Below are 26,315 nucleotides of genomic sequence, written 5' to 3' on the forward strand. Positions count from 1 at the left end.
ATAAAATTATGAATAAAATAAAATTAATAATATTTTTAATAATAGTACTAATATTTTTATCATTTGAGGATGGATGTAATTTAAAAAAAGAAATAAATCCTGTTTATAACATGTATTTTACAGATAATGTTGAAGTTGAAAAAGTTGTAAAAATAGATTTAGAAGATTTTGAAAGACCTTATGATGAAATAGTTTTAATAAAAAATAATTATTATATAATTTATAAATATATTATAAAAACAATAAAGATAAATGATGATGAATCAAAAAAAAGAGGTTATGTCAATAAAAATGTGTAAATTAGTTATAATTCTAGAATTATAACTAATTTCGCCTCCCGATGAAAATATTGACATTAACCATAAATTTTTTTTAGCATTAAGTCAAGCTCATATTTTGCCTGACCAAACCCCCTTAATATTCTTTCTTCCCATCTATTTTCATAATCTTTTAATATTAAAAATAAAAGTTTCTCTGCTGATTCAACTGTTGGAAAACTATTCTTACCTTTTATTCTTTTCCTTACTTCTTCATTTAATCTCTCTATCCAGTTTGTCGTATAGATCTGTCTCCTTATACTTTCCGGAAATTCATAAAATGTTAACATATAATCCAATACTTCTTCTAAATCATTAACTAACTTCTTATACTTCCTTCCCCATTTTATTTTAAATTGTTCAAAATAAACTAGTGCTTCTTCCTTCCTATTTTGACTGTAAACCTTTTTAAAGTCTAATAATATTTCTCCTCTATCTCTTACCCTTACTCTTGTTGATATGTTCCTGCTTAAATGATATATACATCTTTGTATTTTTGATTTAGGGAAATTGTTGCTTATTACTTCTTCTATACCCCTTAAACCATCTGTTACAAACAACAATACCTTTTTTACTCCTCTTGCCTTTATATCTTCAAATATTTCATTGTAAAAACTTGCACTCTCTGTTGGATTTATGTAAAACCCTAATATCTCTCTTTTCCCTTTTACATTTACTCCTAATAAAAAATAGATTGCTTCTTTAGATACTGTATCCCTCCTTATGTTTACATGCATTGCATCTATAAATATTACATAATAACTTTCTTCTAATTTCCTGTTTTTAAATCCTTCTATATCTTTTTTTACTTTCTCTGTTATATTAGATATCGTTTCTTTACTGTACTTCATCCCATATATATCTTTTATATGTTCTGATATATCTTCTGTAGATAATCCTTTTGCATACAATTTTATTATTGTATCATCTATATTTTCAAGCCTTCTCTTATATCTTTCCAATATTGCAGGATAAAACCCATTCCTTGCTCTTGGTACTTCTAAGTTAATAATTTTTCCATGACTTGTGTCTAAATCTCTGTACCTTTTACCATTTCTGTAATTTTCTTTTTCTGTTTCTCTATCATATTTTTTATAACCTAAAACAGTATCTATTTCATTTACCATTAAACTTTCATATCCATATTTCAATATTGATAACATTAATTCTTTTGTTTTGTCAGGATTTTTAATAAAATCTTCTAAAACCCCTTGACTTTCTAAAAATTTAGCTAATTCTTTACCTAAATTGTTCATTTTTTTGCCTCCTGATGGTTTGTTTTTTTGTACATATTTTTTTCATCGGGAGGCAATATTTTTTATTTATTTGCTTTAAGCAAACTTATTCTCTCTTTTACACACTTTTATTTATAGCATGTCAAAAGATGATACTAATTATTATTTATTTAAATATAATTTTAAAAATAATACAAATTATAAATATAAAATTACAAAATTAATTTTTAATAAATATAAACAATTTGGATTATTATTATATGATAAAGATAAAGATTTATTTGAAATATTATTTCCAAATTTAGAGGTTGTTTATATAAAATTAGAAGATAATGGTATAAAAATATTAAAAAGAATAACTAAAGATAATAAAGAAACAATACATTATGGCTTTTGGGGAAATAATGAAAATTATAAAAATGGAAGTAAATTTATGTTATTATTAGAAAGATATAAACATTTTAACTACTACTTAACCCATGAAGGATATGAAGATTATAAGAAAGGATTAATAAGTGAAAAAGATAAAAATAAATATTTAATATTTTATGAAATAAATCTTGATACAGGGGAAAAAGAGGGAGTTTATAGGATTAAAATTAAATATAGTTCTTTTGTAGACTATATTAAATTTTATAAAGATAAATTATTAATAGATTGGGATTTATATAAAAAAGTTAATCATAAATATATTTTTGAAAAAGATTTGTCAAATACTGTTTTAAAACTATTAACAAATGAGATAGAAAATTATTCAAGATCTTATGAAATGTTAAAATGGATAGAGTCTTTTAAAAAATTATATGGTATAAAAAACAACACTTTTGGAAATATCGAAAATATAAAAAAGATGAAAAAAATTCTCTCTAATAAAGAATATATAAAAACATTAGATAAAAAATATATAGAAACATTAAATTTTAATAAAAAAGATATTTTTGAAAATTATAAGTATGGTTATGGTGGTTTACTATATTTAGATTTAGAGAAAGGGATAGTAAAAGGTCTTGTAAATTATTTAGATGCTACATATTACCATTCTGGAGCATCACCACAATTAGAAATAGTAGGAAAGATAAGTAATAAAGAAATAGTATTATTGTATAATAATAGGGGAGGATTTGTAGCAATAGATTCAAATGATAAAGAAATATTAAAAATGGGAGATTTTGGATATTATTTGATATGGTTAAAAGTAAAAGATAAGGTGTTTAAATAAAAAAAAATAGATAAAATTTATCCTAGTGGTAGGTGCAGTTAATAATAAAATTGAAATTAGTATTTATAATGAATATTAAATAAAAATAAATTAAAGTTATATATATTTATCTATCATTGTTAAAATTTTTCGAGTGGATGTCAGTTGCCAAAGGCTAAAGAGAATAAAATATTGATTTTGTTATAAATGTTTTAAAAGTATAAACTAAAAGAATTACATAACTGCCTTAATGAGAAAAATTTTAATAATGATAGAAACTATTATTACTTTTAAAATATTTTAATAATTTCAATTTTATTATTGGCAAAGAGAAGTTTATTAAAAATTGCTTTTAAAAAATTGTTATTATTATAAAATTTAGATACAATTAAATTAATTAATAGTATATTGAATTTTGGTAAAAGATTATACATTGGATAAAATAATAATAATAATAATTTATATTTTTTTATAGATTAAATTTTTAAAATCATTTATTATGAATTTAAATTATTTTAATAAGGAAAAGATATGAAAATTTTGCATACAGCTGACCTTCACTTATTAAATATTAATGATGAAAGATGGAGAGCTTTAGAGGAAATAATAAAAAAAGCTAATTCTGAAAAAGCTCAATTACTTGTTATTTCAGGAGACCTTTTTGACAGTGAAGAAGCTATGGAAAAATTAAGAGATAAATTAAGACAATTGTTTGAAATAGCTAAATTTACAACAATTATAATTCCAGGTAATCATGATTTTCAAGCATATAGAAAAGGATTATTTTTTGGAAAAAATGTAAAAATTTATACAACAAATGAGAATATAGAAGTCTTTAATTATGAAAATGTAAAAATTATCCTTTTTCCATTTGAAGAACTTAATGAAGAGATGATATTTGAAAAACTATTAAAACTTAATTCTAAAACCTCCAAAGAGTTTTTAAATATACTTGTATTTCATGGAGAATTAATCGATTCTTTTTATTCAAGGGATTCATTTGGTATGGAATCAGCAGAGGGGCAAAAAAGATATTTGCCTGTAAAATTGTCATATTTTGAAGATTTAAATTTTGATTATATATTGGCAGGACATTTTCATAAAAATTTTAATATTTATAGTTTTAAAAATAGAAATAATAGAGAAGGTTTTTTTATCTATCCAGGTTCCCCTGTTTCAATAACAAAAAAGGAAACAGATGTAAGAAAAGTTTGTTTAATTGATACTGAATTAAATGATAATCTGGATAATATAAATAATAAAAACAATGTTGATAATAAAAGAAATGATAATAATATAATAATTAATCTTCCAGAAGAGGTTTTACTTAATACTTTTACATATTTTGAAAAAGTTATCAATGTATCAAATGATTTTGATAATCTAAATGATTTATTTGAAAATATTAATTCAACATATTCTCATTTTATTAGTATTAATCCTGATTCTAAAATACTTTTACAATTATCTGGATTTATAAATAGTGACAAATTGGGTATAACTGAAGCTGAGTTACATAGTAAAATTATAGATTATATTAAAAACTACAAAAACATAATTCTTGAAGCTTTTGAAGTTAAGGATATTTCTAATATTATTGAAAATGAAATCTATAAAAAAGTTATAGAAAAAATTGAACAAGTAGATGAGTTTGAAGAAACTAAAAAAGAAAGATTAAAAAGATTGTTGATTAAAGCATTGTCCAATACTCTTTATAAGTAAAATAAATCTTAGTTAATTAAATGGATTTCAATCAAATAATAAAAATTTAAAAATATCTTTAAAAAAATAGGTTAAGCGAAAGGAGAAAAAGTGAGACTGGTAGAATTAAATATAGATAATTATGGCCCCTTAAAAGGTTTAAAAATAAATAATTTTTCCAATTTTAACCTGATATGGGGTTTTAATGAAAGTGGAAAAACATTAACTGTTGAAGCTTTAATAAGATTTTTATTGGGTAGAAAAGCAAATGTAAAATCATTAAATTTATTTGAAAATCTTGAAAGAGTGGATGAATACCCCAATGGTTACTGTGTATTTGAATATACTTTAAAAGATGGAACTAAAACAAAGATAAAATTTCCTCAGGATAAATTTTTTGTTGATGTATTAAGTCAAAAGTTTGAAAACAAATTTAAAAAAGAATATCTGAATCTTTCAATTAAAGATTTTCGTAACATTTTTATTATTAGAAATAGTGACCTAATTATTCCTGAAGAAAATAACTTTTATATTGATATTACTTCAAAACTTACAGGATTAAATTCTAATTTAATAAAAAATACAATAGATGAGATAAGAAAAATTAGTAACCTGACAGAAAAAGATAACTTTAAAAATACAGAAGGTTTAAAATTAAAAAGTAGAATGGATAATTCTAAAAGGTTAATTGAAAAAATTTCTTTATACAAAAATGAGATAAAACAAAATCAATATGATGAACTGGAAAAAAAATATTTTTTTGTTAAACAGAAGATTAAAATATTAAAAGAGAAGGTTAAAGACCTGGAAAATGCAAGGAATAAAGAAAAATATTTAAATTCGAAAAATATTATTGAAAAAATTGAGAGTAATTTAAAAAAAATAAATGATTTTAAAAATATAAAAGATAATGATTTTGAATTATGGAAAAAAATGGAACAAAAAATTGAAATATTAAATAAAAATGAATTAAGTATAAAAAATGAAATATCCAATCTAGAAAATTCAATAAATGAACTTGAAAATTTAGAAGATGAACTGGATCAAAAAAATAATGAGTTTAATTATAAAGAGCAGGTTATAAATCAAATTGTTTCCCCATCTGTTGAAGAGTATAAAAAAAATAAAGCTAAATTTGAAGGTTTGCAAGTAAAACTAAAAAATTTAAAAAAGGTTTTTAAAAAAATATCATTAATTTTATTTGTATTGATAATAATATCTTCAATAATACCTGTGTTTAATTTTATTAACAGCCACTTAAAATTAAATTTTTTTAATTTTTTAAAAATAATTAAGGATTTTAAAAATATTAATATTTTAGATTTATTCATAACTTTTTTACCCATTTTATTTATTTTCATTTTATTTATTTTAGCAATTATATTTTTAATAAATTTAATAAATTGGTTCAGAATGGAATATATAATTTCTAATAAACAATCTAACTTAAAGAAAAATTTAGAAATAATTAATTTTAAATTAAAAGAATTAGCATTGAATGGTGGAAATATTGATAATATTTTAATGAGTCTGGATAGATTTAGACAGGAAAAGAAAATTTTTGATGAAAAATTTAATAAATTTAATTTTGAGTTAGAAGCAAAAAGGGACAAATTACATAATGATTTAAATAATAAACTCCAGGACATTATTGGTGAATATAATATGTTAGAAAGTGAAATAGAAAGAATAAAGAAAAATTCAAATATTTCTACATTAAAAGAGTATGAAGAGAAAATAATGCAAAAAACAAATTTAAAACTGGAGATATCAAACCTATTGAGTTCTATTATAGCTATTTTAGATTTAGAAAGGCAATTAACAGATAGAGGTAAAAGAATAATTTCAATGTTAAGTTATTCTAAAGATTTTTTAAATTCAAAAGAATTTTTTGATTTGATAAATTTTATTAAAAAAAATATTAATAACTTAAAAGTTTATGAAACTTTTAAAAAGGATATAAAATATAGTGAGGAGCTTTATAATAAATTGAACATTGATATTGAAAATTTTGTTGAAAATTTAGATGAAATTGAAACAAAGTTAAAACTACACAGGTCAAAATTAGCTGAAATAGAAAGGGAAGCAATAAACATATTTGGTGATGGAATTTTTTGTAGTACAAGTGATGATTTAGATGAAATTAATAGAAAACTTGAAAATTTTATTAAAGAAAATGAAATTGTAAGAGAAGATGCTATTGATCTAATTTCAATTCTTACAAAGATTGATAATGAAGAAAAGGAAAAGATTAAAAATATTATAGATGATAATAAAGAGTTATCATCAATGTTTAGAAAACTTTCAAATAATAGGTATAAAGAAGTAATTTATGAAATGGATGAAAACATAAACCAATCTTCAATTTTTGTAAAAACAAAAGATGATATTGTTCTTGATGTAAACAAATTATCATCTGGAACTTTTGATCAACTTTATTTCTTATTAAGGGTAACTATTGCAAATATGTTAATGCAAAAAGAAAAAGGTTTTTTTATATTCGATGATCCTTTTATTAAATCTGATCCTGTTCGATTAAAAATAATGCTTGATTGGGTTATAGAGTTATCTAAAAAAGGATGGCAGATACTATATTTTTCATCAAAAGGGGAGGTAAAAGAAACATTAAAAAATCATATAAATAGCAAAAATATTAATCTGATTGAGATAAAAAAAATATAAATTTAAAAAACAATTCCACCATAACCAACAAATGAAGATGAAGGATATATATCATATGAAGATTTATATTGAATAAGATATCCTTTTGTTTTATTATGTTTTTTAGCAATATTCATAATTGCTACAATGCTTCCAGGAGAACAGGTACTTTTTTCATTAGCTGAAATTGTAAAAATTTTATCTACATCAAGCTCTAAAATATGATCTAAAAGTCTTTTATCATTTTTCTTTGCCCATTGATAACCCTTAATTCCTACACCTGCAGGATTGAAACCATAATTGGGTCCATAGTGGGTTAAATCAGCAGATCCAATGTAAATAGCATTTGAGATTTTATTTGAAATAAATTCTGAGATAAGTTCTGCGGTTTCATCTGCAGGAGGATAAATAGCAACAATTTTTGAATCAGGGAAAAAATATTTAACAAAAGGAAGATTTATTTCTATAGTATTATCATTGAAATAAAAGTTTTCATCTATACACATAAATTTTTCTTTTAATTCTTTAACCATGGTTTTGTCAACAGAAATTTCACCAAAAGGGGTTTCTAAAAAGTCATAGTTTAATATATAAGGTTCAGTATTAGGAGGCATATGACCGCCAAAAAGAACAACAACTTCAGGTGTTTGTTTGTAATTTTTTTGAATTTCATAAAAAACTTTTACACCAACCTCACCTGAAAATTCCCAGCCTGCATGTGGAACAATTCCACTATCAAGTTTAGTAGATATCTGGCTTGAATAATTTGATAAAAAAAGTTTTATTGTTTTTTCACATTGAAGTTTATCTTTAGGGTACCAACCAGCTGGCAACATCATCCTTCTTATACTCATAACCCCTCCTAAATCATTATTAATTATAAAATAATAATAGAAAAAATCAATTTTTTGTTGCTTTTAAAAGTATTTTTTATTATATAATTTTATTAAGAAAAATACTAAAATAATTAGGATTAAAAGTTGTTTAAAGTTATAAAATAAAGTTGTATTGTTTTTATAATAAAATGTTTAAAATGATTCAATTCAACATATATGAAAAAAATTATGAAAAATTAAAATTTAAAAAAAATTTAAAAGAGTTAAAAAAGGGAGAGAAGGTGAAAATTAGTAAAGATATAATTGTAATAGTTATGATTATTGCTGTGTTAACTTTTATTTCAACAACACCAAATATTGAAAACAATCAAAATGTTACAGAAGTTAAAGAGGTTAGTAATGATAAAATAATTAAAGTTAATATGGAAGTTAATAATTCATTAATAATAAAACAATATAAAGTTTTTGAAAGATACGGGTCACAAAAGTTTTTGTTAAAATATGAAAGTTTTTTTCCTGTTGTAAAAATGCTCGAAAAAATACTTAAAGAAAATAATCTCGATCCAGATCTTGTATTTTTAGCATATATTGAATCAGAATTTACAATATCTGCTAGAAGTCATAGAAATGCAGTTGGATTATGGCAGTTCACATCTTATACAGGAAGAGAAATTGGATTAAGAATAAATAAAACTATAGATGAAAGAAAAGATATTTATAAATCAACTCTAGCTTTTGTTAAGCATTTTAAGTTTTTATATGAATATTATGAATCTTTAGATTTAGCTCTTGCAGCTTATAATTGTGGAATTGGAAGATTAAACAAAGCAATTAAAGAGGGTAAAACTAAAGATTTCTGGCAATTAGTCAAACTTGGTCTTTTACCTGTAGAAACTAAATATTATGTTCCTAAATTTTATGCAATTGTAAAATGGGTAAATGACAATAAAGATAAATTTGATTTTGAATATTCTTCAAATTTAGTTGTTGCAAAGACAAATAGTTCTACCAACTTATATAAAGTTTTTGATTTAAAAAACAAAACAATTAAAGATACAATTTTTAATTACAATAAACATATATATAGCTATAAAATTCCTTCAAACACATATATACTACTTCCTCAAGAATTATTATGGGAAAAAAATCACAATCTCAATAAATTAAATATTGTATATTATTTTATTCCTGATATATTTGAAATGAAATTAAATAATTATTTAAACAACAAAAGTACTAACTTAAGTATCAACAAAAATGGTGCTTTTTCAGACTATTTAAACTTATCTTTTTCAGTAGTTTTCAATAAAAATATAAAGGAGTAGTTATGAGTGAAACAACTATTTATGATGAATTTCTTTCTTCAACAATTAGAAGAATGAAAAAATCTGTTATTAGAGAATTATTAAAATTAGTAGCTAAACCAGAAATAATATCTTTTGCTGGTGGGCTTCCTGCTCCAGATACTTTTCCAGTTAAAGAAATTGAAGAAATAACAAGAAAAATTTTGCAAGAAGATGGAAAAAGATTGTTACAATATGGCCCAACTGAAGGTGATGAAGAATTAAAAAAATTGCTTATTGAAAGATTTATGAAGCAAACAGGTATGAAAAATCTTAATAATGATAACATTTTAATAGTTTCAGCTTCCCAACAGGCATTGGACATTGTATCAAAAGTATTTTTAGACCCAGGTGACAATATACTGGTTGAAAGACCATCATATATTGGGGGATTAAGTGCATTCAACTCTTATAAAGCAAATATGATTGGTGTTAGTTTAGAAGATGATGGATTAAATATAGAAGAACTTGAAGAAACTTTAAAAGATATTTATGAAAAAAGGGGACAGACAATTAAATTTATGTATGTGATTCCTGATTTTCAGAATCCTGCAGGTGTAACTACATCAAAAGAAAAAAGGGAAAAGATATTAGAATTAGCTGAAAAATACGACTTTTTAATTATTGAAGATTCTCCATACAGAGAATTAAGATATTCTGGTGAAGAGCAACCTTCTATGTTTGCTATGGATGGTGGAAAAAGAGTAGTTGCTTTATTTACATTTTCAAAAATATTTTGCCCTGGTTTAAGATTGGGATGGATTATAGCACCTAAAGAGTTAATCCAGAAATTTATTGTTGCAAAACAGGCTATGGATCTATGTACACCTCCATTTAACCAGGCAATTGCAAGAGAATATGTTAAATCAGGTAAAATTGATAAAAGAATCAAAGAAAATATTGCACTTTATACAAAAAAAAGAGATGCAATGTTAGCAGCAATGGAAAAATATTTTCCAAAAATTGAAAACTTACATTGGACCAAACCTGAAGGTGGATTATTTTTATGGGTAACACTACCTGAATATATGGATTCTGATAAAATGTTTTTTAAAGCAGTTGAAAATAATGTTGCATATGTTGTTGGTTCGGCTTTTTATGGTGAATCTCCTGCTAAAAACTGTTTTAGAATGAATTTTTCTTATCCTTCTTTTGAAGAAATTGAAGAAGGTGTTAAAAGACTTGCTAAAGTAATTGAAAATGAGATTAAATAGTTAATTTTTGGAGAATTTATGAAACATTTTGCACAAAGAGCTGAAATTAGTGACTCTGCTACTTTAAAAATAAACAATGATGTAAGGGTTCTTAGAGATGGTGGTGTTGATATAATTCCTTTTGTTGCTGGGGAACCAGATTTTAATACACCAGATATTATTAAAGAAGGTGCAATAGATGCTATTAACAATAATTTTACTCATTATACCAATTCTGCAGGAATTTTAGAGCTGAGAAAAGCTATTGCTGATAAGTTGAAAAATGAAAATAACCTTGAATATTCAGTAGACGAAATAATTGTATCTAATGGTGCAAAACAGGCAATTACAAATGCATTACTTGCTATTATTGATGATAAAGCAGAAGTTTTAATTCCATCTCCATATTGGGTATCATATAAGGCTATGGTTGATATATGTGGAGGTATTGCTAATATTGTTGAAACTAAAAAAGAAAATGGTTTTAAAGTAACTGTAGAAGATTTAGAAAAACAATACAATGAAAATTGTAAAGCTATAATTTTAAACAGCCCCACTAACCCTACAGGGGCTGTTTATAATAAAGATGAATTATATGCTATTGGTAATTTTTGTGTAGAAAAAGATATTTTTATCATTTCTGATGAGATTTATGAAAAATTAATTTACGATGGTTTTAGACATATTTCTATAGGTTCACTTTCAAAACAGATATTTGAAAAAACTATTACCATTAATGGATTTTCTAAATCTTATGCTATGACTGGCTGGAGATTAGGTTATTCTGCAGCACCAAAAGAAATAACAAAAATAATGAAAAAATTTCAAAGTAATACAACTTCTAATGCTTCTTCTATAAGTCAATATGCTGCTTTAAATTCTTTCAAACTTGATAAATCATATTTCTCAAACTTAATAAATATATTTACTCAAAGAAGAGATTATATTTATAATAAATTAAAAAATAATAAATACCTTGATATTATTTTTCCACATGGTGCATTTTACTTTTTTATTGATATTTCAAAATTATTTGGACATGTTTATAATAGTAAAGTAATAAAAAATGATATAGATTTTTATAATATTCTTTTAAATGATGCAAAGGTAGCTGTAGTTCCTGGTTCTGCTTTTGGTAATGGTAATTGCATTAGAATGTCATATTCTTATTCTTTAGAAACGATTGCTAAAGGGATTGAAAGAATATTAAATATTTTAAATAATATAAAATAAGTAAAAAAATTGTAAATTATGCCAAAAATAGAAAAAGCTTTTCTAATCTTATTGATAATAATTGCTTTGTTATTATTGATTTTAGCTTTAAAAAATAGTAATACTGAACCTGATGAAGTTTTTAAAAATCAATTAAAGTTAGAAAATACTATAAACAAATCAAATATCTATAAAAATGTAAAAATTATTAACTTTGATAAAAGTTTTACTTTAGAAAAAATTGATCTGAATAATGAAAATGAATTGATCCAATCTTTGTTATTTAAAACAGAATTATTAAATATTTCCAGTTCTCAGATTTTAAATATTTTACCAAGAATTGAAAATCTTTCTAAAATAAAAAATCTAACTACAAAAGAAGTTACTACACTTTTTCCATGGGAAATACCATTATCAAACCTGAGTAATATAAAATTTAGTGAACCTATAAAAAACTTTTATTTTAGAAATTCTGAATCCATATATCCTGGTGCTACAAGATATTATAGACATGGTATTCATAGGGGTATTGATTTTTCAGATTTGAAAAATGGAATGATTGCTAAAACTGGAGAACCTATTTATGCTATTTATCCTGGAAAAATTGTTAAAATTAAAAATACTCATAAAGAATTTGCTAATGAAGAAAAATTTTATAAATTAAAATTACTATCTAAAAAATACTATTATACACATGAGGATTATCTTGATTTTTTTAGAGGTAATCAGATTTATATTAGAAATGGCAATATGTTTTTTATTTATGCACATTTAGATCGAGTTAATAAAAAATTAAAATTATACCAATATGTAAAAAGTGGTGAATTACTTGGATATATGGGTAATACTGGTGTTGAATATATGGGAGTTAGAGCACATTTGCATCTGGAAATATATTTTGGAAATTTTATTATTGGTATTAATAGATTTAGAAGGCCATTTGAAAAAAGTTTAAAAATTTATAAGAAATTATTTAATTATAAGGATTAATGTTATCTAATTAAATTAATTAATAAACTGCTATATATCCATCACATCTTTTTTCAGTACCTCCGATATATACCCCATTTTTGTTACAAAGTATTATTTGTCCTCTACCAAATCCCCCTTTTGAAGTAGATATTTTTATTTTATGTCCAAATTTTATTAATTGTTGTACAATGTATTTATCAAAATCATCTTCAACAATAATATCTTTTCCTAATGTCCATTGCCATCTGGGACAGTCTAGAGCTTCTTGAGGATTCATATTGTAATCAATCAAATTAGAGATAATTTGCAAATGCCCTTGTGGTTGCATAAAACCACCCATAACACCAAAAGGACCAATTGGTTTTTTATTTTTTGAAATAAATCCTGGTATTATTGTATGATATGGTCTTTTTAATGGTTCAAGATGATTAGGATGATCTAAATTTAAATTGAAATTTGCTCCTCTATTATGTAAAGCAATTCCAGTTCCTGGAATTACAATACCGGATCCAAAACCCATATAATTGCTCTGAATGAACGATACCATATTTCCATCTTTGTCAGTTGTTGCTAAATAAACAGTTCCTCCATCAAAATGGTGAACTTTTTCATAATCCTGTGCTTCTTTTTTTATTTTTTTTAGGTTATTTTTTAAAAATTCTTTTTTAAGAAGAGAAATGTAATCAAAATTGTAAAATTTTGGATCACTCACATGTTTTTTTGTGAAATAAAAACCTAATTTTAAAGATTCAATCATAAAATGGGTCTTTAAAGATGAATCTAAAGTCTTAATATTTTTATTATTTAAAATTCCCAGAGCAATTAATGCAGCTATTCCTTGAGTATTAGGAGGTAATTCATGTATTTCAAAACCTCTATAATTTATTGAAATTGGTTTAACCCATTCAGGTTGAAAATTTTTAAAATCATCAAACTCAAAAAAACCATTAGTTTTTTTAGAAAAATTAATAATTTTTTCAGTTAATTCTCCACTATAGAACGCTTCAGCATCTGTATTAGCTATCAATTCAAGGGTTTTTGCATGCTCTTTTAAGTGAAAAGTAGAACCTATTTTAAGAGGATATCCATTTTTAGAAAAAATTTTAAAAAAATAATTGTGTGTATTAAGATATTTTTTATATTCATTTTTAACAATTTGATTAAAAGTTCTGGAATTTAAATCTATTCCTTTTTCAAAATTTTTATTTTGTAGTAAATTTTTGATAAAGTGTGAAAATTGGATTTCATCTAAAAGTGATTTATATTTCTTTACTGCAAAATTCCAGTAATATCCAATAGTTGGAAATAGAGGAAATCCTTCTCTTGCATATTTAATTGTTGGTGTAAATAGATCTTTAAAATCTAATTTTCCAAATCTTTTTGATAATGCTAACCATCCTCTTACAGCTCCAGGAACAGTAATTGCTTCCCATCCAAATGGATTAATTATTGAATATTTTGATAATGGGAATTTGTTAATGTTTAAATTAGCAGGGGAATATCCAGAAGAGTTAATACCATAAAGTTCATTATTAAAATTTACAATTGCAAAATTATCTCCTCCAATACCATTTGAAGTAGGTTCAACAACTGTTAATGCAATAGCAGTACCAATAGCAGCATCTATAGCATTTCCACCTTTTTTTAAAATTGAAATTCCTATTTGTGCTGCAATAGGATTGGAAGTAGCAACCATACCATATTTTGCCATTAAAACATTTCTTTTAGATGGGTATCTATAAGATAAATTATCAAAATTCATGATATTATCCTTTTTTTATATTAATTCTATATTTTATATTTTACTTTATTATTATTATTATTATCCTTTTTTTACTTTATTATATTATAATTTATAAAATTGTCTTAATTTTACCAATTAGTTAATTTTATTAATTTTATTTCTTTTTTATCCTTTCTCAATATGATTTTTTTAAAAATATTTTATTTTTGCATTTTTACTTTTATATAAGGTTGTTTGTATTTTGTTTTTATTCAATTTTTTAGAGAAAAAAAGTTTTATAAAAACAATATTAATAAAATATTTAAAACAATTATATGATGAAACATATTTATGTAAATATGTTATCTGGTTTTATTTATATCATGGGCATAAATAAACTAGCAACAAAATAATAATTCTAAATTTAAGTTGAAATAATTAAGTTTTTTAATTTTATGTTAAAATATTTATGTTTTTTGGTTCTCTTTCATAATGTATGGGTAATTACTCTAAGCCACTTGTAATTTGTTATATTTTTAACATAACCTAATCATTATCTTTAAAACTTTATCTTTTTTTAATTATGCTTTTATTATTGTTTTCATTAATTTTTTTATTATATTATTTAAACCTTGTTACTTTATTATTAGATATTGGGTATATCTTTTTTACAAATATTTTTAAATTTTTATATTCACTTAATAAAAACATATTCAATCGGTTTAATAGTATTTTTAATTTTTTTTTAATGTATATATTTTGTTAAAAAAAACTTAAAATTTTTTTTATCCACACATTTTGAAATTGAACCTGTTTTTTAAATAATATTGAAATATTAGTAATTTAAAAAATGGATAAATTCTTTATTCTAAAAGATTCTTTTTAAATATGGAGTGATATAAAAATTATCTTGTTAATAGTTAATATTTTGTTTAAATAGAACAAGATAGTTATAATTTATAACTTTTATTATATATTTCTAAAATTGTTTTCAGGGGAGAATATGGAATATTTAAAGTATATTTTGATTTTTCTTGCAGGAATCGCAGCTGGATTTTTTAATGTTGTTGCAGGAGGAGGTTCATTAATAACTATCCCATCTCTTATATTTGCTGGATTACCTTCAGCAGTAGCAAATGGAACAAATAGAATAGCAATTTTATTACAAAATGCTGTTTCAATAAAAAAGTTTAAAGATAAAGGTTATTTTGATTTAAAAATTTCATTAATTTTAGGTGTTACTGCGATTATCGGTGCAGTTGCTGGTTCCTATATTGCAGTAGATATTAAAAGTGAATTGTTTAATAAGTTATTAGCTATTATAATGATTGGAGTATTATTTTTAACTTTGTTTGGTAATGTAAAATTAAAAAAAAGATTTACAGATGATGTTCAAGTGCATAATATAATTCCATTAGCTATAACTTTTTTATTTATAGGTTTTTACGGTGGTTTCATTCAGGCAGGGACAGGTTTCCTGGTTATCGCAGCATTTTCACTTCTGGGAAAAACAAATCTTGTTAAAACAAATAGTATAAAAGTTTTTGTAATTTTTTTATATACAATTCCTTCACTAATTATTTTTATAGTTAGTGGAAAAATAAACTGGATTTTTGGATTTATTCTTGCTGCTGGAAATATGATTGGAGCCTGGTTAGGGACAAATTTTACAATAAATAGAGGTGATAAATGGATAAGAATAATTTTAACGATAACAGTTCTAGCTATGGCAATTAAATTAATATTTTTTTAGTTCTATATTTAAATTAAATTTGAAAAAAACACAGATTGTATAATATTTAAAATAGAAAGCTAATGTAAAAAAAATTGAATCTATAGTTATAGATATATAAAAAAAAATAAAATTACAAAAAAATATATAGCAAAAATAAATTGAAATTATAATAAATTAAAAGTAAAAAAAATTAAGGATAAATTTAAATAAACAAATAGAATAAAGATATAAATAGAATAAAGGTATAAATAGATTAAAGATATAAAAACTGAAAAAGATTTAATAAAAACAAAATATTAATTTAGTTTATCAAAATATAAAATTTAATAAAAATTAATTTTAAAAATGATATTTTTAAGGATAATAAATGGAAGAATTTGATTATTCCTTTTTGAAAAATTATCCCCTTTTTGGAGGATTATTAGATCAACAAATAAAAGTTATTATCCCCTTTATTAAAAAGTATGTTTATGAAAAAGGTGCAATGATTTTAAAAGAAGGAGATTCAAATAATAAAATTTATTTTATTCTTGAAGGGGAAGTAGAAATTTATAAAACTGTGAAAGAAGGCAAAAAACAACTAAAAGAGCAGTTAGCTATACTCAAAAGAGGTGATAATTTTGGTGAAATGGAACTTATTGAAATTAAAAATGTTATTGCTTCAGTTAAAGCTCTAACAAAAACTGTAGTTTTAACCTTAACAAATGAAGATTTATTAAAAATTGAAAAAATTGATTTAAAAATTTTTGTAATGCTAATTCTTAATTTAGCAAGGGAATTATCTAGAAGGTTAGATAAATTAGATAGAATTTATGCACAATTACTTTCTAATTGTAAAAATTGTAAAAAATAAAATAATATTGCATTTATTTAGTTAAATGTTTATATATCTATTAATAAAAATATATATTGTAATTAAGGAATTATATGAAAATAGTTATTTTAGCTGCTGGTAAAGGAAAAAGATTACAATCAGAAAAATTTAACCTTCCTAAAGTTTTAAGAAAGATTAACAATAAACCTCTAATTGGTTATGTGTTAGAACAACTTGATTTTGTTGAAAAAAAAGATATTTATATTATAATAGGCTATATGGGACAAAAAGTAATAGATTATTGTTCCAGAGATTATAATTATGCATGGCAGACCGAACAATTAGGAACTGCTCATGCATTAAAACAAGCATTAATACAATATCCAGATCTAAATAGTGAGGAAATTATTGTATTAATGGGAGATATGCCATTTATAAAGAAAGAAACAATAAAATCTCTTATCGAATATAATAAAACAAATAAAAATGATATAACATTGATTTCCACATTTGTTGATTTACCCTCTTCATTTGGGAGAATTGTCAGAAATCAACATGAGGATTTAGTAAAAATAATAGAAGTTAAGGATGCAGATGAAAATATTTTAAAAATCAATGAGGTTAATACAGGGATTGCTATTTATAATTCTAAAGCATTAAATTTAATTGAACTCATTAAAAATAATAATAACCAGAAAGAGTATTATTTAACTGATTTAATCCACATAGGATTAAAAAATGGATTAAAAGTAAAAGTTTTACCAATAAAAGATAAGAATCAATTTTTAGGTATTAATACTTTAGATGATTTAGAAAAAGCATCAAGAATTTTAAAAACAAGCAGGGGGACTTAATGCCTTTAATTTTTATAGTTGATGATCAAATGTATATTAGACGAGTATTACAAATATCATTAGAAGAAAAGGGTTTTAAAACAAGGGAGTTTGAATCAGGAGTTGAACTTATCAAATTTATTTCAGAACCTGGTGAAACAGAAAAACCTGATCTGATTTTACTTGATATTATGATGCCTGAATTAGATGGTTTTGAAACATTACAAAAATTGAAAGAGTTTGCAAGTTATAGCAAAATACCTGTTATTATTATATCAGCAAGAAATCAAAAAGAAGATGTATTAAAAGCATTAAAATTGGGAGCTAAAGATTTTATAGTTAAACCATTTGATATGGTTAGTGTTATAAATAAAATAACTAATATAATAAATGGATAAATTAAAGTATATAATTATAATAATTAAATATTAGCTTCATGATTAATTGTAATAAATAATAAATAGATAAAAGTAAATAAAAACAAATATTAAAAAATATTAGGATATTAAAAAACAATAAAAAAAGAAAAAATTAAAAAAAATAGATAAATAAATTAAATAAAATAAAATATTGATTATTTTTATTTTCAAAAATAATAGTCTTGAATTGATGTAGATCATAAAAATAATACAAAATAAACAATAAAATAAAAAAAGATAATAAAAAAATAGTTAAAATAGAAAATAATTGTGAAAAAAATAATTTTAGATGTTTGTTGTGCACCATGTTTAAGTGGTGTGTATCCACAAATTAGATATAAATATGATGAAATTTATCTTGTTTACAATAATGATAACATGTGTTGTAAAACAGAATTTGATAAAAGATTGGATAATCTTTATCAATATTCAAAATTGTACAATATAAAAAATTTGATTGTTCTTGATTATAATCATGATAATTGGCTTAAATTTATAAAGGGAACTGAAGATGAAAGAGAAGGTGGAGCAAGATGTTTGTTATGTTTCAAATATAGGTTTTTAAATCTAAAAAAAGTAGTTAGAGATCTAAATGTTTCTCTGTTTACCACAACACTTACTATTTCCCCTTATAAAAATTTCAAAATTATTAATAAAATTGCAAATGAAGTGGAACCAATGATAAAAGCAAAATATGAACCATACAATTTCAAAAAGAAAGACTGGTATAAAAAATCAATAAAAATTTCAAGAGCTTTAAGATTATATCGTCAAGAATTTTGTGGTTGTGAATTTTCAAAAAGAGATTCCATTAAAGAGTAGTGTAATTATGTGAATTAATATAATAATGGAATGATTATGTTCTAAAAAAGTAAGATCAAAAAAACTATTAAAAAATCGGGATTTAATTCATGAAGAATACAAAAGAATTTATTAAAATTGTTGTACCATTAATTATTGTAATAGGTTTGATTGTTGTATTTATATTTATTCCAAAAACAAAAGAGGTATCAAAAACTGAAGTATTATTTTCAACATTTGTTGAAATAAAGATTCAAAGTAAATATCCTACCAGGAAAGTAGAAAAGGACATTTCTGATGTTTTTACATATGCAAAAAAAATTGGTGATGATATTGACTTTCATATTCAAAATTCGTATGTTGATAGATTAAATAAAACAAAATCACTTATAATTCCAGAAAAGTATTTGTATTTTTTTAAAACAAATTTTGATTATATTTCAAAAACAGAAGGTTATTTTAATCCATTTGTTAAGAATCTGGAAAAATTATACAATTATTTTAAAAAAGGTTCCGTTCCACCTTCAGATGATCTAATTAAAAAGGAGTTAGATAATATTTGGAATGCAAAATTTGTTTTAAATGGAAATAAATTAAACATATATGGCAATGTGTCTTTAGATTTTGGGGGAAGTGCAAAGGGTTATATTGTTGATAAAATATATGAAAAACTTGAAGTTTTAGGTTATAAGAATTTCTTGATCAATGCAGGAGGAGATATAAAAGTATCAGGAGATAAAAAACAATGGATAATTGGGATACAATCTCCTGTTAATGAAAATGATATTATTGCTTCTATAAAAATCAAAAATAGTTCAATAGTAACTTCAGGTAATTATGAAAGATATTTTGTATATAATGGTAAGAGATATTTTCATATATTGAATCCTTTTACAGGCAAACCAGATTCTGATTTAGCTTCGGTAACAGTAATAGAAAATTCTTGTTTTATAGCTGATATTTTATCTACAGCTCTTTTTGCTATGGGAAAAGATAAAGCAATTGAATTCATTAAAAAAAATCATTTGAAAGCTTTTATTGTTTGGTTTGATTTTAATAAAAAGATGTATTATTATGATAATGTGGGTGTTAACTTAAATTTTTAAGGAAAAATTATGAAAAATTTTTTTAAGAATCATTATTTGTTATATATTATAATTTATATAATTATTATTTTATTTATGCTTTTTTCCTTTTCAGGTTGTTTTACTAATTCAAATACTACTGATAAAATTATTGAAAAAGCTGACAATGTTAAAATAATTGTTATTTCCCCTATTCCTGGCGAAAAAGTTTACAAAAAGTTAAAGGTTAAATTTGTAGTTAGAAATTTAGCAAAAACGATTGTTGAAACCCGACTTTATATAGATAATGATATTGTAAGTATAAAAAAAGAGGGAGAATTTAGTTTTTTAGTTGATATAGATTTTTTAAAGGATAAAAAAGAATATAATATATTTGTTGGTGTTATTGATAATACAGGTACTGAATATAAATCAGAACCTGTTAAAGTTATTGTAGATTCAGATGTACCACAAATTATTTTATTAACTGATATTGATGAAAAAACAATATCTAAAATTCAGATTCTTAATAAAGAGATTATAGCAAAAAATGACTTTGATAAATTGGAAGTATATATAGATGGAAAACTATATAAAACTATAACTGATATTAACTCTGATATTGTTATTGATCCTGAAAAGATTGGTGATGGAGAACATAAAGTATATTTTAAAATTTACGATAAAAATAATAATTTCAAAAAAACTCAAAGTTCAAAGTTTATTGTAAAAAGTGCACAAAATACAAAATCAGATAAAACAACTGAAACAAAAAATGAAAGTTCTAATATTGAAAATGCAAATAATGAAACTAAACAAAATCAAGCACAAGTTAAAAAGGATGTGAACTCAGCAATAATAGTTTCTCCTGAAAATCATTCTGGTGTTTTAGCAGATTATTTAAAAGTAACAGTAAAAAATGCAAGTGGATTATATTTTGAAGTATCAAATGACCCTGATTTTAAAAAGATATTAGTCAAAACAAAAATTGAACAGGATCAAATATTAGAGTTAAAAGATGTAAATAAAACGGGGGTTTATTTTTTGAGGTTTAGTAATGGAAAAGATTTTTCTTCCCCTTATATTATTGGATTTATAAAAGACAATCTGGTGAAAATAGATTCAACTGAATTTATAATGGGTGATGATAAAGGAAAATTTGATTCAGAAAAACCCTCTCATAAGGTAAAACTGGATACTTTTTATATATCAAGTTATGAGATTACAAAAGAAGAATTTGAAGTTTTTTTAAATGTTACCGGGTATAAAACAACTTTTAGATTTAAAAAAATTTCAGAAAAGGAATACAAAGAACCTATAACTAATGTAACATGGTATGATGCTAAATCATTTTGTTCATGGTTAGGTGTTCGGTTGCCTTATGAGGCTGAATGGGAATATGTTGCTAAAACACAAAACAACTATAAATATTCATGGGGTAATGAAGGGATAGGTGGAAATATGAAAGGGGTGCAAGATGGGTATTCTAGTTTAGCACCAGTAGATGCATTTAAACCAAATCAATTTGGAATTTATAATCTTTCAGGGAATGTTTGGGAATGGTGTGAAGATTGGTATAATCCAAATTATTATTCAAGTTCTCCTATATATGAACCAAAAGGTCCTTCCTATGGAACTTCTAAAGTTATTAGAGGGGGCTCCTATAAGGATGATTTAATTTATTTAAGAACAACAACAAGAGGTGCTATAAATCCATATTCAACCTTAGATAATGTTGGTTTCAGAATAGCCAGGTCAGGAAATGAATAAAAAAAAATATTTTATTAATTTTGATAATAGCTTTAATAATGAAATAATTCATTCAAATGCAAAAATTAATCTTTTTTTAAAAATAGGATTTAAAAAAAATCTTTTACATAATATTTATTCATTATTTTTACCAGTTAACCTTTATGATACGATGTATATATATGAAAGTAAAAGATTTGAGGTTAATTATTTTAAAATAATTAATAAAGAGAATAAAATTTTTGAAAAATTATATATAAAAGATAATATACTGGATAAGGTTAATATTGTTTTTGATATTGAACCGAAATTTAAAATTGATATTGTTAAGAATATCCCTATTGGTGGGGGATTAGGAGGAGCATCTTCAAATGCTGCATCTTATATTAAATTTTTAGTTAATAATAGATTAATTAAGATTAAATCAAAAAAGAAATTTTTAGAAAAATTAGTTAATATAGGAAGTGATGTCCCATTTTTTTATTTCAATAAACCTGCAATGGTTTATAAGACTGGGTCTCATATTGAAAGGTTTATGTTAAATATTCCTTTATATTTTGTTGTTTTGTATCCTGATCGACTTTTTTCTACAAAAGAGATGTATGAAGTTTTTGATAAAAATTTTTATAATAATATTGATTTAGAAAAAATTTATAAAAAAACAAAAAAAATATTGCAAAAAATTAAAAAAAATGATTTTTATTTTATATATGAATTAGAAAATGATTTTGATAAAGTAATTAAATTACTTTATCCAGAGATCTTTAAATTAAAAAATTTATTTGAAAATAGTAACATGGTTTTATTTACCGGTTCAGGTTCTAGTTTGTTTGGAATTTATAATGACTGGAAAAATGCAAAAAAAGATTTTTTTTTGTTGAAAAAAAAATTTGAAAGGGTATTTTTCCTTTCGTGGATTAAATAAGTAAATTCGTACTTCAAGGAGTTAAAATGGAAATTACTAACATCAAGATTAACAAGGTTAATGGGAAAAAAAGATTATTAGCTTATGCATCTGTTACATTTGATAATTGTTTTGTTGTTCATAACATTGCATTATATGAAACAGATAAGGGTAAAAGAATTGTTATGCCTAGAAGAAGGACATCAAGAGGTGAATATAAAGATATTGCTCATCCTACTGTAAATGATTTTAGAGAATTTTTAACTAATGCAATTGCTGAAGCTTATGATAATGCAGTTTAAGTTTTAAAAACAGGAAAGAGTAAACAGACTTTATAAAAAACAATTATTATAGAATAAAATTATAGAATAAAAAAATATATAAAAATAATAAGTATTTTAAGTAATATATAAAGTTTTATAATTTGTAATGGTTTATATTTTATATTATAACTATTTATATTATTTTTGTTATACTGGGGAGTAGACAAGAGGTTAAGTCACCAGGTTTTGGCTCTGGCATTCGCAGGTTCGAATCCTGCCTCCCCAGTTTTTTTAAAATTTAATAGTTTTTTGATTTTATTAATCATTTTATAATATAGATGAAATTGAGACTTATTCTTTTTACAAATTTAAATTATAAAAATAAGATTTAATTATTTTTAAAGAAAATTTAAATTATCAATTTAATGGTGACTGTGTTAAAAATTAAGCAAGTCTATAATATGAATTAATTAAATATTGCATAAATTTAATAAATAATTTAATAAACAAAGAAGGAAAGAAACTATGGAAAAAAGTCAAATAATACTTGAAGCTTTACCTAGAGAAGTTTCAACTAAATCATATTTAAGAGCAAAACGAAGAGAAGGGTTTTCTCCTGCAATAATATATGGACCAGATATCAAGAAAAATGAGTCAGTTTTTATTAAAGAAAATGAGTTTATAAAACTTATAAGAAAAATTGGGGAGAACAAAGCAATTACATTAAAATTAGGCAGAAAAAAAATACAGGTTATTATTAAAGAATTCGATTATAATATTTTAAAAAACAGGTTAGTTCATGTTGATTTTTATACTGTATCCAAAAAACATAGTATTAAAACAGAAGTTCCTATTTTATTTGAAGGTGTATCAAAAGGAGAAAAAGAAGGTGGTATTGTTGAGAAATTTATTCATCATATTAATGTCGAAGGAAAATTTGATGCTATTCCTGAAAATTTCAAAATAGATATGACTAATTTAGAAAAAGGTGCTAAAATCCATATAAAAGATCTGGAAGTGCCAGAAAATATAAAAATTTTAGATGATCCAGAAGAAATTATTTTATTAGTTAAAGGTCAAGCTACACAAATTCTTGAAGAAGCTGGTCAAGAAGGTGAAGAGTTAACAGCAGAAGAAAAAGCTAAAGTAGATGAAATTTTTGAAGATTAGTAAAAATAAAAATTTGTAATATTAAAATATTTTATTATATTTATATTGATTGAAAATATAAAATATTTAATTAGGGATAGAAATGATTTTATTAGCGGGTCTTGGTAATCCAGGCGAAGCATACAAAAGGAATAGACATAATCTAGGTTTTCAATTTATTGATTATGTAGCTAAAAGATTTAAAAGTACAGATTTTATAACAAAAAAGAAAAAATCTGACTTTGTAACTACTAAGTACATGGGTAAAAAAGTTACTCTTGTTAAACCACTTACTTTTATGAACAATAGTGGAGAAGCCATTTTATTTATGGCTGCTTTTTTAAAAGTAAAAGAGGAAGATATTTTAGTTGTATATGATGATCTTGATCTGGATTTTGGAGAAATTAAAATAAAAAATAGTGGTTCTGATGCTGGACACAATGGAATTAAATCGGTAAGATCATTATTAAAAAAAGAGAATTTTACAAGAATGAGAATTGGTATTGGAAGACCTAGAGATAAATATGATGATCCAATATATGATAGTGAAAAGATAATAGATTATGTATTATCAGATTTTACCTTAGTAGAAGAATTTTTATTAGAAAATATTGTTTTTAAATATGGTTTTGAAATTGTTAAATCATTTATTTTGGGTGGTTATGAAGCTGCCTTACAAGAATTAGCGAGGGTTAAGCCAATAATTCATGATGAATTATCTAAAGAACCAACTTTACCAGAATTTGATTAATTTAAATATTGATCCTGGTAATACTAAATTTACACTTGCTGTATCTGGAGGGGCTGATTCAACAGCCCTTTTTTTTGTGTTTTTACAATTAAGAAAAGAGAATAAAGTTAATTTTACTGTATGCCATTTGCATCATGGAATTCGTAAAGAATCAGATGAAGAACTAAGTTATATTATTAATTTGTGTTCTAAATATAAAATCAATTTATTTTATGAAAAAATTGATGTCCCTGCTATCTATAAAGATTCAAAAAAATCATTAGAAATTGTTGCAAGAACAGAAAGATATAAGTTTTTTGAAAAAGCATTAAAATATTTTAATTCAGATTATATTGTTACTGCACATCATTTAGATGATATTATTGAAACATTCTTTTTAAGAGTTATAAAAGGAACTGGTTTAAAAGGTGCTATGTCCATTCTTCCTGTAAGAGACCATTATTTGAGACCATTTTTTAATATAACAAAAAATGAAATATTAGCTTTTTTAGAAAAAAATAGAATAAAATTTTATGAAGATCAAACTAATTATGATATAAAGTATGAAAGAAACTATATAAGAAATATTATATTAAAAGAAATCCAAAAATTTTATCCTGGTTATAGAAAATCTGTCTATTCTTTTATTGAATTAATTAGAGAAAATGAAAAATTTGTTTCTAAATTAATCCCAACAGATTTAATTGAAAAACCTTATTGGGAATTATCATATATAAATACAATTGAACCTTTTTTAATAAAAAAAGCTTTAGAAAAAAAGTTAAGATCTTTAAAAAAATCTAAAAATATTGTTAGAAAAGAGATTGAATATATTTATAGTAAAATTAATGATAAAAAATTTAAAACAGGGATTATATTGGAAAAAGGTGATTATACAATTATAAAAACAATAAAAAATATATATTTTTTTGATGAACAATACAAAAAACTTAAAGATAAAATTAGAATCTTGGAGAAAAAAAAGAGTTTAAGCTTTGGAAAAAATCAATTTTTTTATTATATTATTACTACTAAAAAAGTTAAAAAAAAATATGATTTTTTTCAAAAAAATGGTATTAATAAATGTCTTTATATTGATAAAGATAAAATAATTGGTAATTTATACATTAGTTTTAGGGAAGATGGGGATACGATTTTTTTAAAACCAGGCATTATAAAAAAAATTAAGAAAATATTTAATGATAATAAAATACCATTTTTTATAAGAGATTATATCCCTTTTATCCGGGATGATAAAAACATTATAGGTTTGATGCTATTCAGTGATGTTTATTTTATTAGAAGATTATTAAATTTTAATCTTAAAAATAAATTCGATGAAAAAAACAATATTAAATATAATATTAAATATATTTTAAATTATCAATATTATGTTACTGAAAAAACAAAAGATGTTATAAAATTAGAAATTAAATAAAAAAATACAAATACAAAATTAGAAA

At 23.0% G+C, this 26,315-nt stretch carries 23 protein-coding genes and 1 tRNA gene; 21 read left to right on the top strand and 3 right to left on the bottom strand.

Annotation, left to right across the window (positions count from 1 at the left end; all coding sequences use genetic code 11):
* The first annotated feature begins 8 nt into the window (after positions 1-8).
* Positions 9-299, top strand: a complete 291-nt coding sequence (locus ACZ5EC_RS00590; protein ID WP_464303032.1) for a hypothetical protein — start codon at positions 9-11, stop codon at positions 297-299.
* Between the two features lie 56 nt (positions 300-355).
* Here ACZ5EC_RS00590 and ACZ5EC_RS00595 read toward each other — a convergent pair whose 3' ends face one another.
* Positions 356-1,573, bottom strand: a complete 1,218-nt coding sequence (locus tag ACZ5EC_RS00595; protein WP_464302547.1) for an IS256 family transposase — start codon at positions 1,571-1,573, stop codon at positions 356-358.
* A gap of 118 nt (positions 1,574-1,691) precedes the next feature.
* On the opposite strand from ACZ5EC_RS00595, the gene ACZ5EC_RS00600 reads away from it, so the two are divergent.
* From ACZ5EC_RS00600 to ACZ5EC_RS00610, 3 genes are all read left to right on the top strand, one after another.
* Positions 1,692-2,771, top strand: coding sequence for a hypothetical protein (locus ACZ5EC_RS00600; protein ID WP_464303033.1), 1,080 nt, complete (start codon positions 1,692-1,694; stop codon positions 2,769-2,771).
* A 510-nt stretch (positions 2,772-3,281) separates the two neighbouring features.
* A complete protein-coding gene (locus ACZ5EC_RS00605; protein ID WP_464303034.1) occupies positions 3,282-4,472 on the top strand; it encodes a metallophosphoesterase family protein in 1,191 nt (396 codons plus the stop codon).
* Positions 4,473-4,562: 90 nt separating this feature from the next.
* Positions 4,563-7,133, top strand: a complete 2,571-nt coding sequence (locus tag ACZ5EC_RS00610; RefSeq protein WP_464303035.1) for an AAA family ATPase — start codon at positions 4,563-4,565, stop codon at positions 7,131-7,133.
* A 2-nt stretch (positions 7,134-7,135) separates the two neighbouring features.
* On the opposite strand, the gene amrB is transcribed toward ACZ5EC_RS00610, so the two are convergent.
* Positions 7,136-7,966: an AmmeMemoRadiSam system protein B gene (gene amrB, locus ACZ5EC_RS00615; protein WP_464303036.1), complete on the bottom strand. Its 831-nt coding sequence runs from the start codon at positions 7,964-7,966 to the stop codon at positions 7,136-7,138.
* A gap of 263 nt (positions 7,967-8,229) precedes the next feature.
* Here amrB and ACZ5EC_RS00620 point away from each other — a divergent pair, with 263 nt between their 5' ends.
* The 4 genes from ACZ5EC_RS00620 to ACZ5EC_RS00635 are packed head-to-tail and all read left to right on the top strand — an operon-like array spanning position 8,230 to position 12,686.
* Positions 8,230-9,273, top strand: a complete 1,044-nt coding sequence (locus tag ACZ5EC_RS00620) for a lytic transglycosylase domain-containing protein (RefSeq protein ID WP_464303037.1) — start codon at positions 8,230-8,232, stop codon at positions 9,271-9,273.
* A 2-nt stretch (positions 9,274-9,275) separates the two neighbouring features.
* Positions 9,276-10,505 (top strand): aminotransferase-like domain-containing protein, encoded by a 1,230-nt coding sequence (locus ACZ5EC_RS00625; RefSeq protein ID WP_464303038.1) that lies wholly within the window; start codon positions 9,276-9,278, stop codon positions 10,503-10,505.
* A gap of 18 nt (positions 10,506-10,523) precedes the next feature.
* Positions 10,524-11,717 (top strand): pyridoxal phosphate-dependent aminotransferase, encoded by a 1,194-nt coding sequence (locus tag ACZ5EC_RS00630; protein ID WP_464303039.1) that lies wholly within the window; start codon positions 10,524-10,526, stop codon positions 11,715-11,717.
* 18 nt (positions 11,718-11,735) lie between these two features.
* Positions 11,736-12,686, top strand: coding sequence for a M23 family metallopeptidase (locus tag ACZ5EC_RS00635; RefSeq protein WP_464303040.1), 951 nt, complete (start codon positions 11,736-11,738; stop codon positions 12,684-12,686).
* 19 nt (positions 12,687-12,705) lie between these two features.
* On the opposite strand, the gene ACZ5EC_RS00640 is transcribed toward ACZ5EC_RS00635, so the two are convergent.
* On the bottom strand, positions 12,706-14,430 hold the full coding sequence (locus ACZ5EC_RS00640; RefSeq protein WP_464303041.1) for a gamma-glutamyltransferase family protein: 1,725 nt from the start codon (positions 14,428-14,430) through the stop codon (positions 12,706-12,708).
* A gap of 964 nt (positions 14,431-15,394) precedes the next feature.
* Here ACZ5EC_RS00640 and ACZ5EC_RS00645 point away from each other — a divergent pair.
* The 13 genes from ACZ5EC_RS00645 to tilS all read left to right on the top strand — a co-directional run bounded on the left by ACZ5EC_RS00645 (position 15,395) and on the right by tilS (position 26,290).
* Positions 15,395-16,144 (top strand): sulfite exporter TauE/SafE family protein, encoded by a 750-nt coding sequence (locus ACZ5EC_RS00645; RefSeq protein WP_464303042.1) that lies wholly within the window; start codon positions 15,395-15,397, stop codon positions 16,142-16,144.
* Between the two features lie 349 nt (positions 16,145-16,493).
* Positions 16,494-16,979, top strand: coding sequence for a cyclic nucleotide-binding domain-containing protein (locus ACZ5EC_RS00650; RefSeq protein WP_464303043.1), 486 nt, complete (start codon positions 16,494-16,496; stop codon positions 16,977-16,979).
* A 74-nt stretch (positions 16,980-17,053) separates the two neighbouring features.
* Positions 17,054-17,794 (top strand): NTP transferase domain-containing protein, encoded by a 741-nt coding sequence (locus ACZ5EC_RS00655; protein WP_464303044.1) that lies wholly within the window; start codon positions 17,054-17,056, stop codon positions 17,792-17,794.
* Complete coding sequence (locus ACZ5EC_RS00660; RefSeq protein WP_464303045.1) at positions 17,794-18,171, top strand: response regulator; 378 nt, start codon at positions 17,794-17,796, stop codon at positions 18,169-18,171. The genes ACZ5EC_RS00655 and ACZ5EC_RS00660 overlap by 1 nt, the downstream gene beginning before the upstream one ends.
* A 291-nt stretch (positions 18,172-18,462) precedes the next feature.
* Positions 18,463-19,014, top strand: a complete 552-nt coding sequence (locus tag ACZ5EC_RS00665; protein ID WP_464303046.1) for an epoxyqueuosine reductase QueH — start codon at positions 18,463-18,465, stop codon at positions 19,012-19,014.
* An 89-nt stretch (positions 19,015-19,103) separates the two neighbouring features.
* Positions 19,104-20,099 (top strand): FAD:protein FMN transferase, encoded by a 996-nt coding sequence (locus ACZ5EC_RS00670; RefSeq protein ID WP_464303047.1) that lies wholly within the window; start codon positions 19,104-19,106, stop codon positions 20,097-20,099.
* Positions 20,100-20,108: 9 nt separating this feature from the next.
* Entirely contained in the window at positions 20,109-21,827 is a 1,719-nt protein-coding gene (locus tag ACZ5EC_RS00675; protein WP_464303048.1) for a formylglycine-generating enzyme family protein, read from the top strand.
* Positions 21,820-22,731 (top strand): 4-(cytidine 5'-diphospho)-2-C-methyl-D-erythritol kinase, encoded by a 912-nt coding sequence (locus ACZ5EC_RS00680; RefSeq protein ID WP_464303049.1) that lies wholly within the window; start codon positions 21,820-21,822, stop codon positions 22,729-22,731. Before ACZ5EC_RS00675 ends, ACZ5EC_RS00680 begins: the two co-directional genes overlap by 8 nt.
* 26 nt (positions 22,732-22,757) lie before the next feature.
* Complete coding sequence (locus tag ACZ5EC_RS00685) at positions 22,758-23,012, top strand: SpoVG family protein (RefSeq protein ID WP_464303050.1); 255 nt, start codon at positions 22,758-22,760, stop codon at positions 23,010-23,012.
* A gap of 174 nt (positions 23,013-23,186) precedes the next feature.
* A tRNA-Gln gene (locus ACZ5EC_RS00690) sits at positions 23,187-23,259 on the top strand.
* A 239-nt stretch (positions 23,260-23,498) separates the two neighbouring features.
* Positions 23,499-24,143 carry a 50S ribosomal protein L25 gene (locus ACZ5EC_RS00695; RefSeq protein WP_464303051.1) on the top strand — a complete coding sequence of 215 codons (645 nt, stop codon included), beginning with the start codon at positions 23,499-23,501 and terminating at the stop codon, positions 24,141-24,143.
* Positions 24,144-24,225: 82 nt separating this feature from the next.
* Positions 24,226-24,873 (top strand): aminoacyl-tRNA hydrolase, encoded by a 648-nt coding sequence (gene pth / locus ACZ5EC_RS00700; protein ID WP_464303052.1) that lies wholly within the window; start codon positions 24,226-24,228, stop codon positions 24,871-24,873.
* Entirely contained in the window at positions 24,833-26,290 is a 1,458-nt protein-coding gene (gene tilS / locus ACZ5EC_RS00705; RefSeq protein WP_464303053.1) for a tRNA lysidine(34) synthetase TilS, read from the top strand. The genes pth and tilS overlap by 41 nt, the downstream gene beginning before the upstream one ends.
* The last annotated feature ends 25 nt before the right edge of the window (positions 26,291-26,315 follow it).

It is taken from the genome of Exilispira thermophila (genome assembly GCF_055389015.1).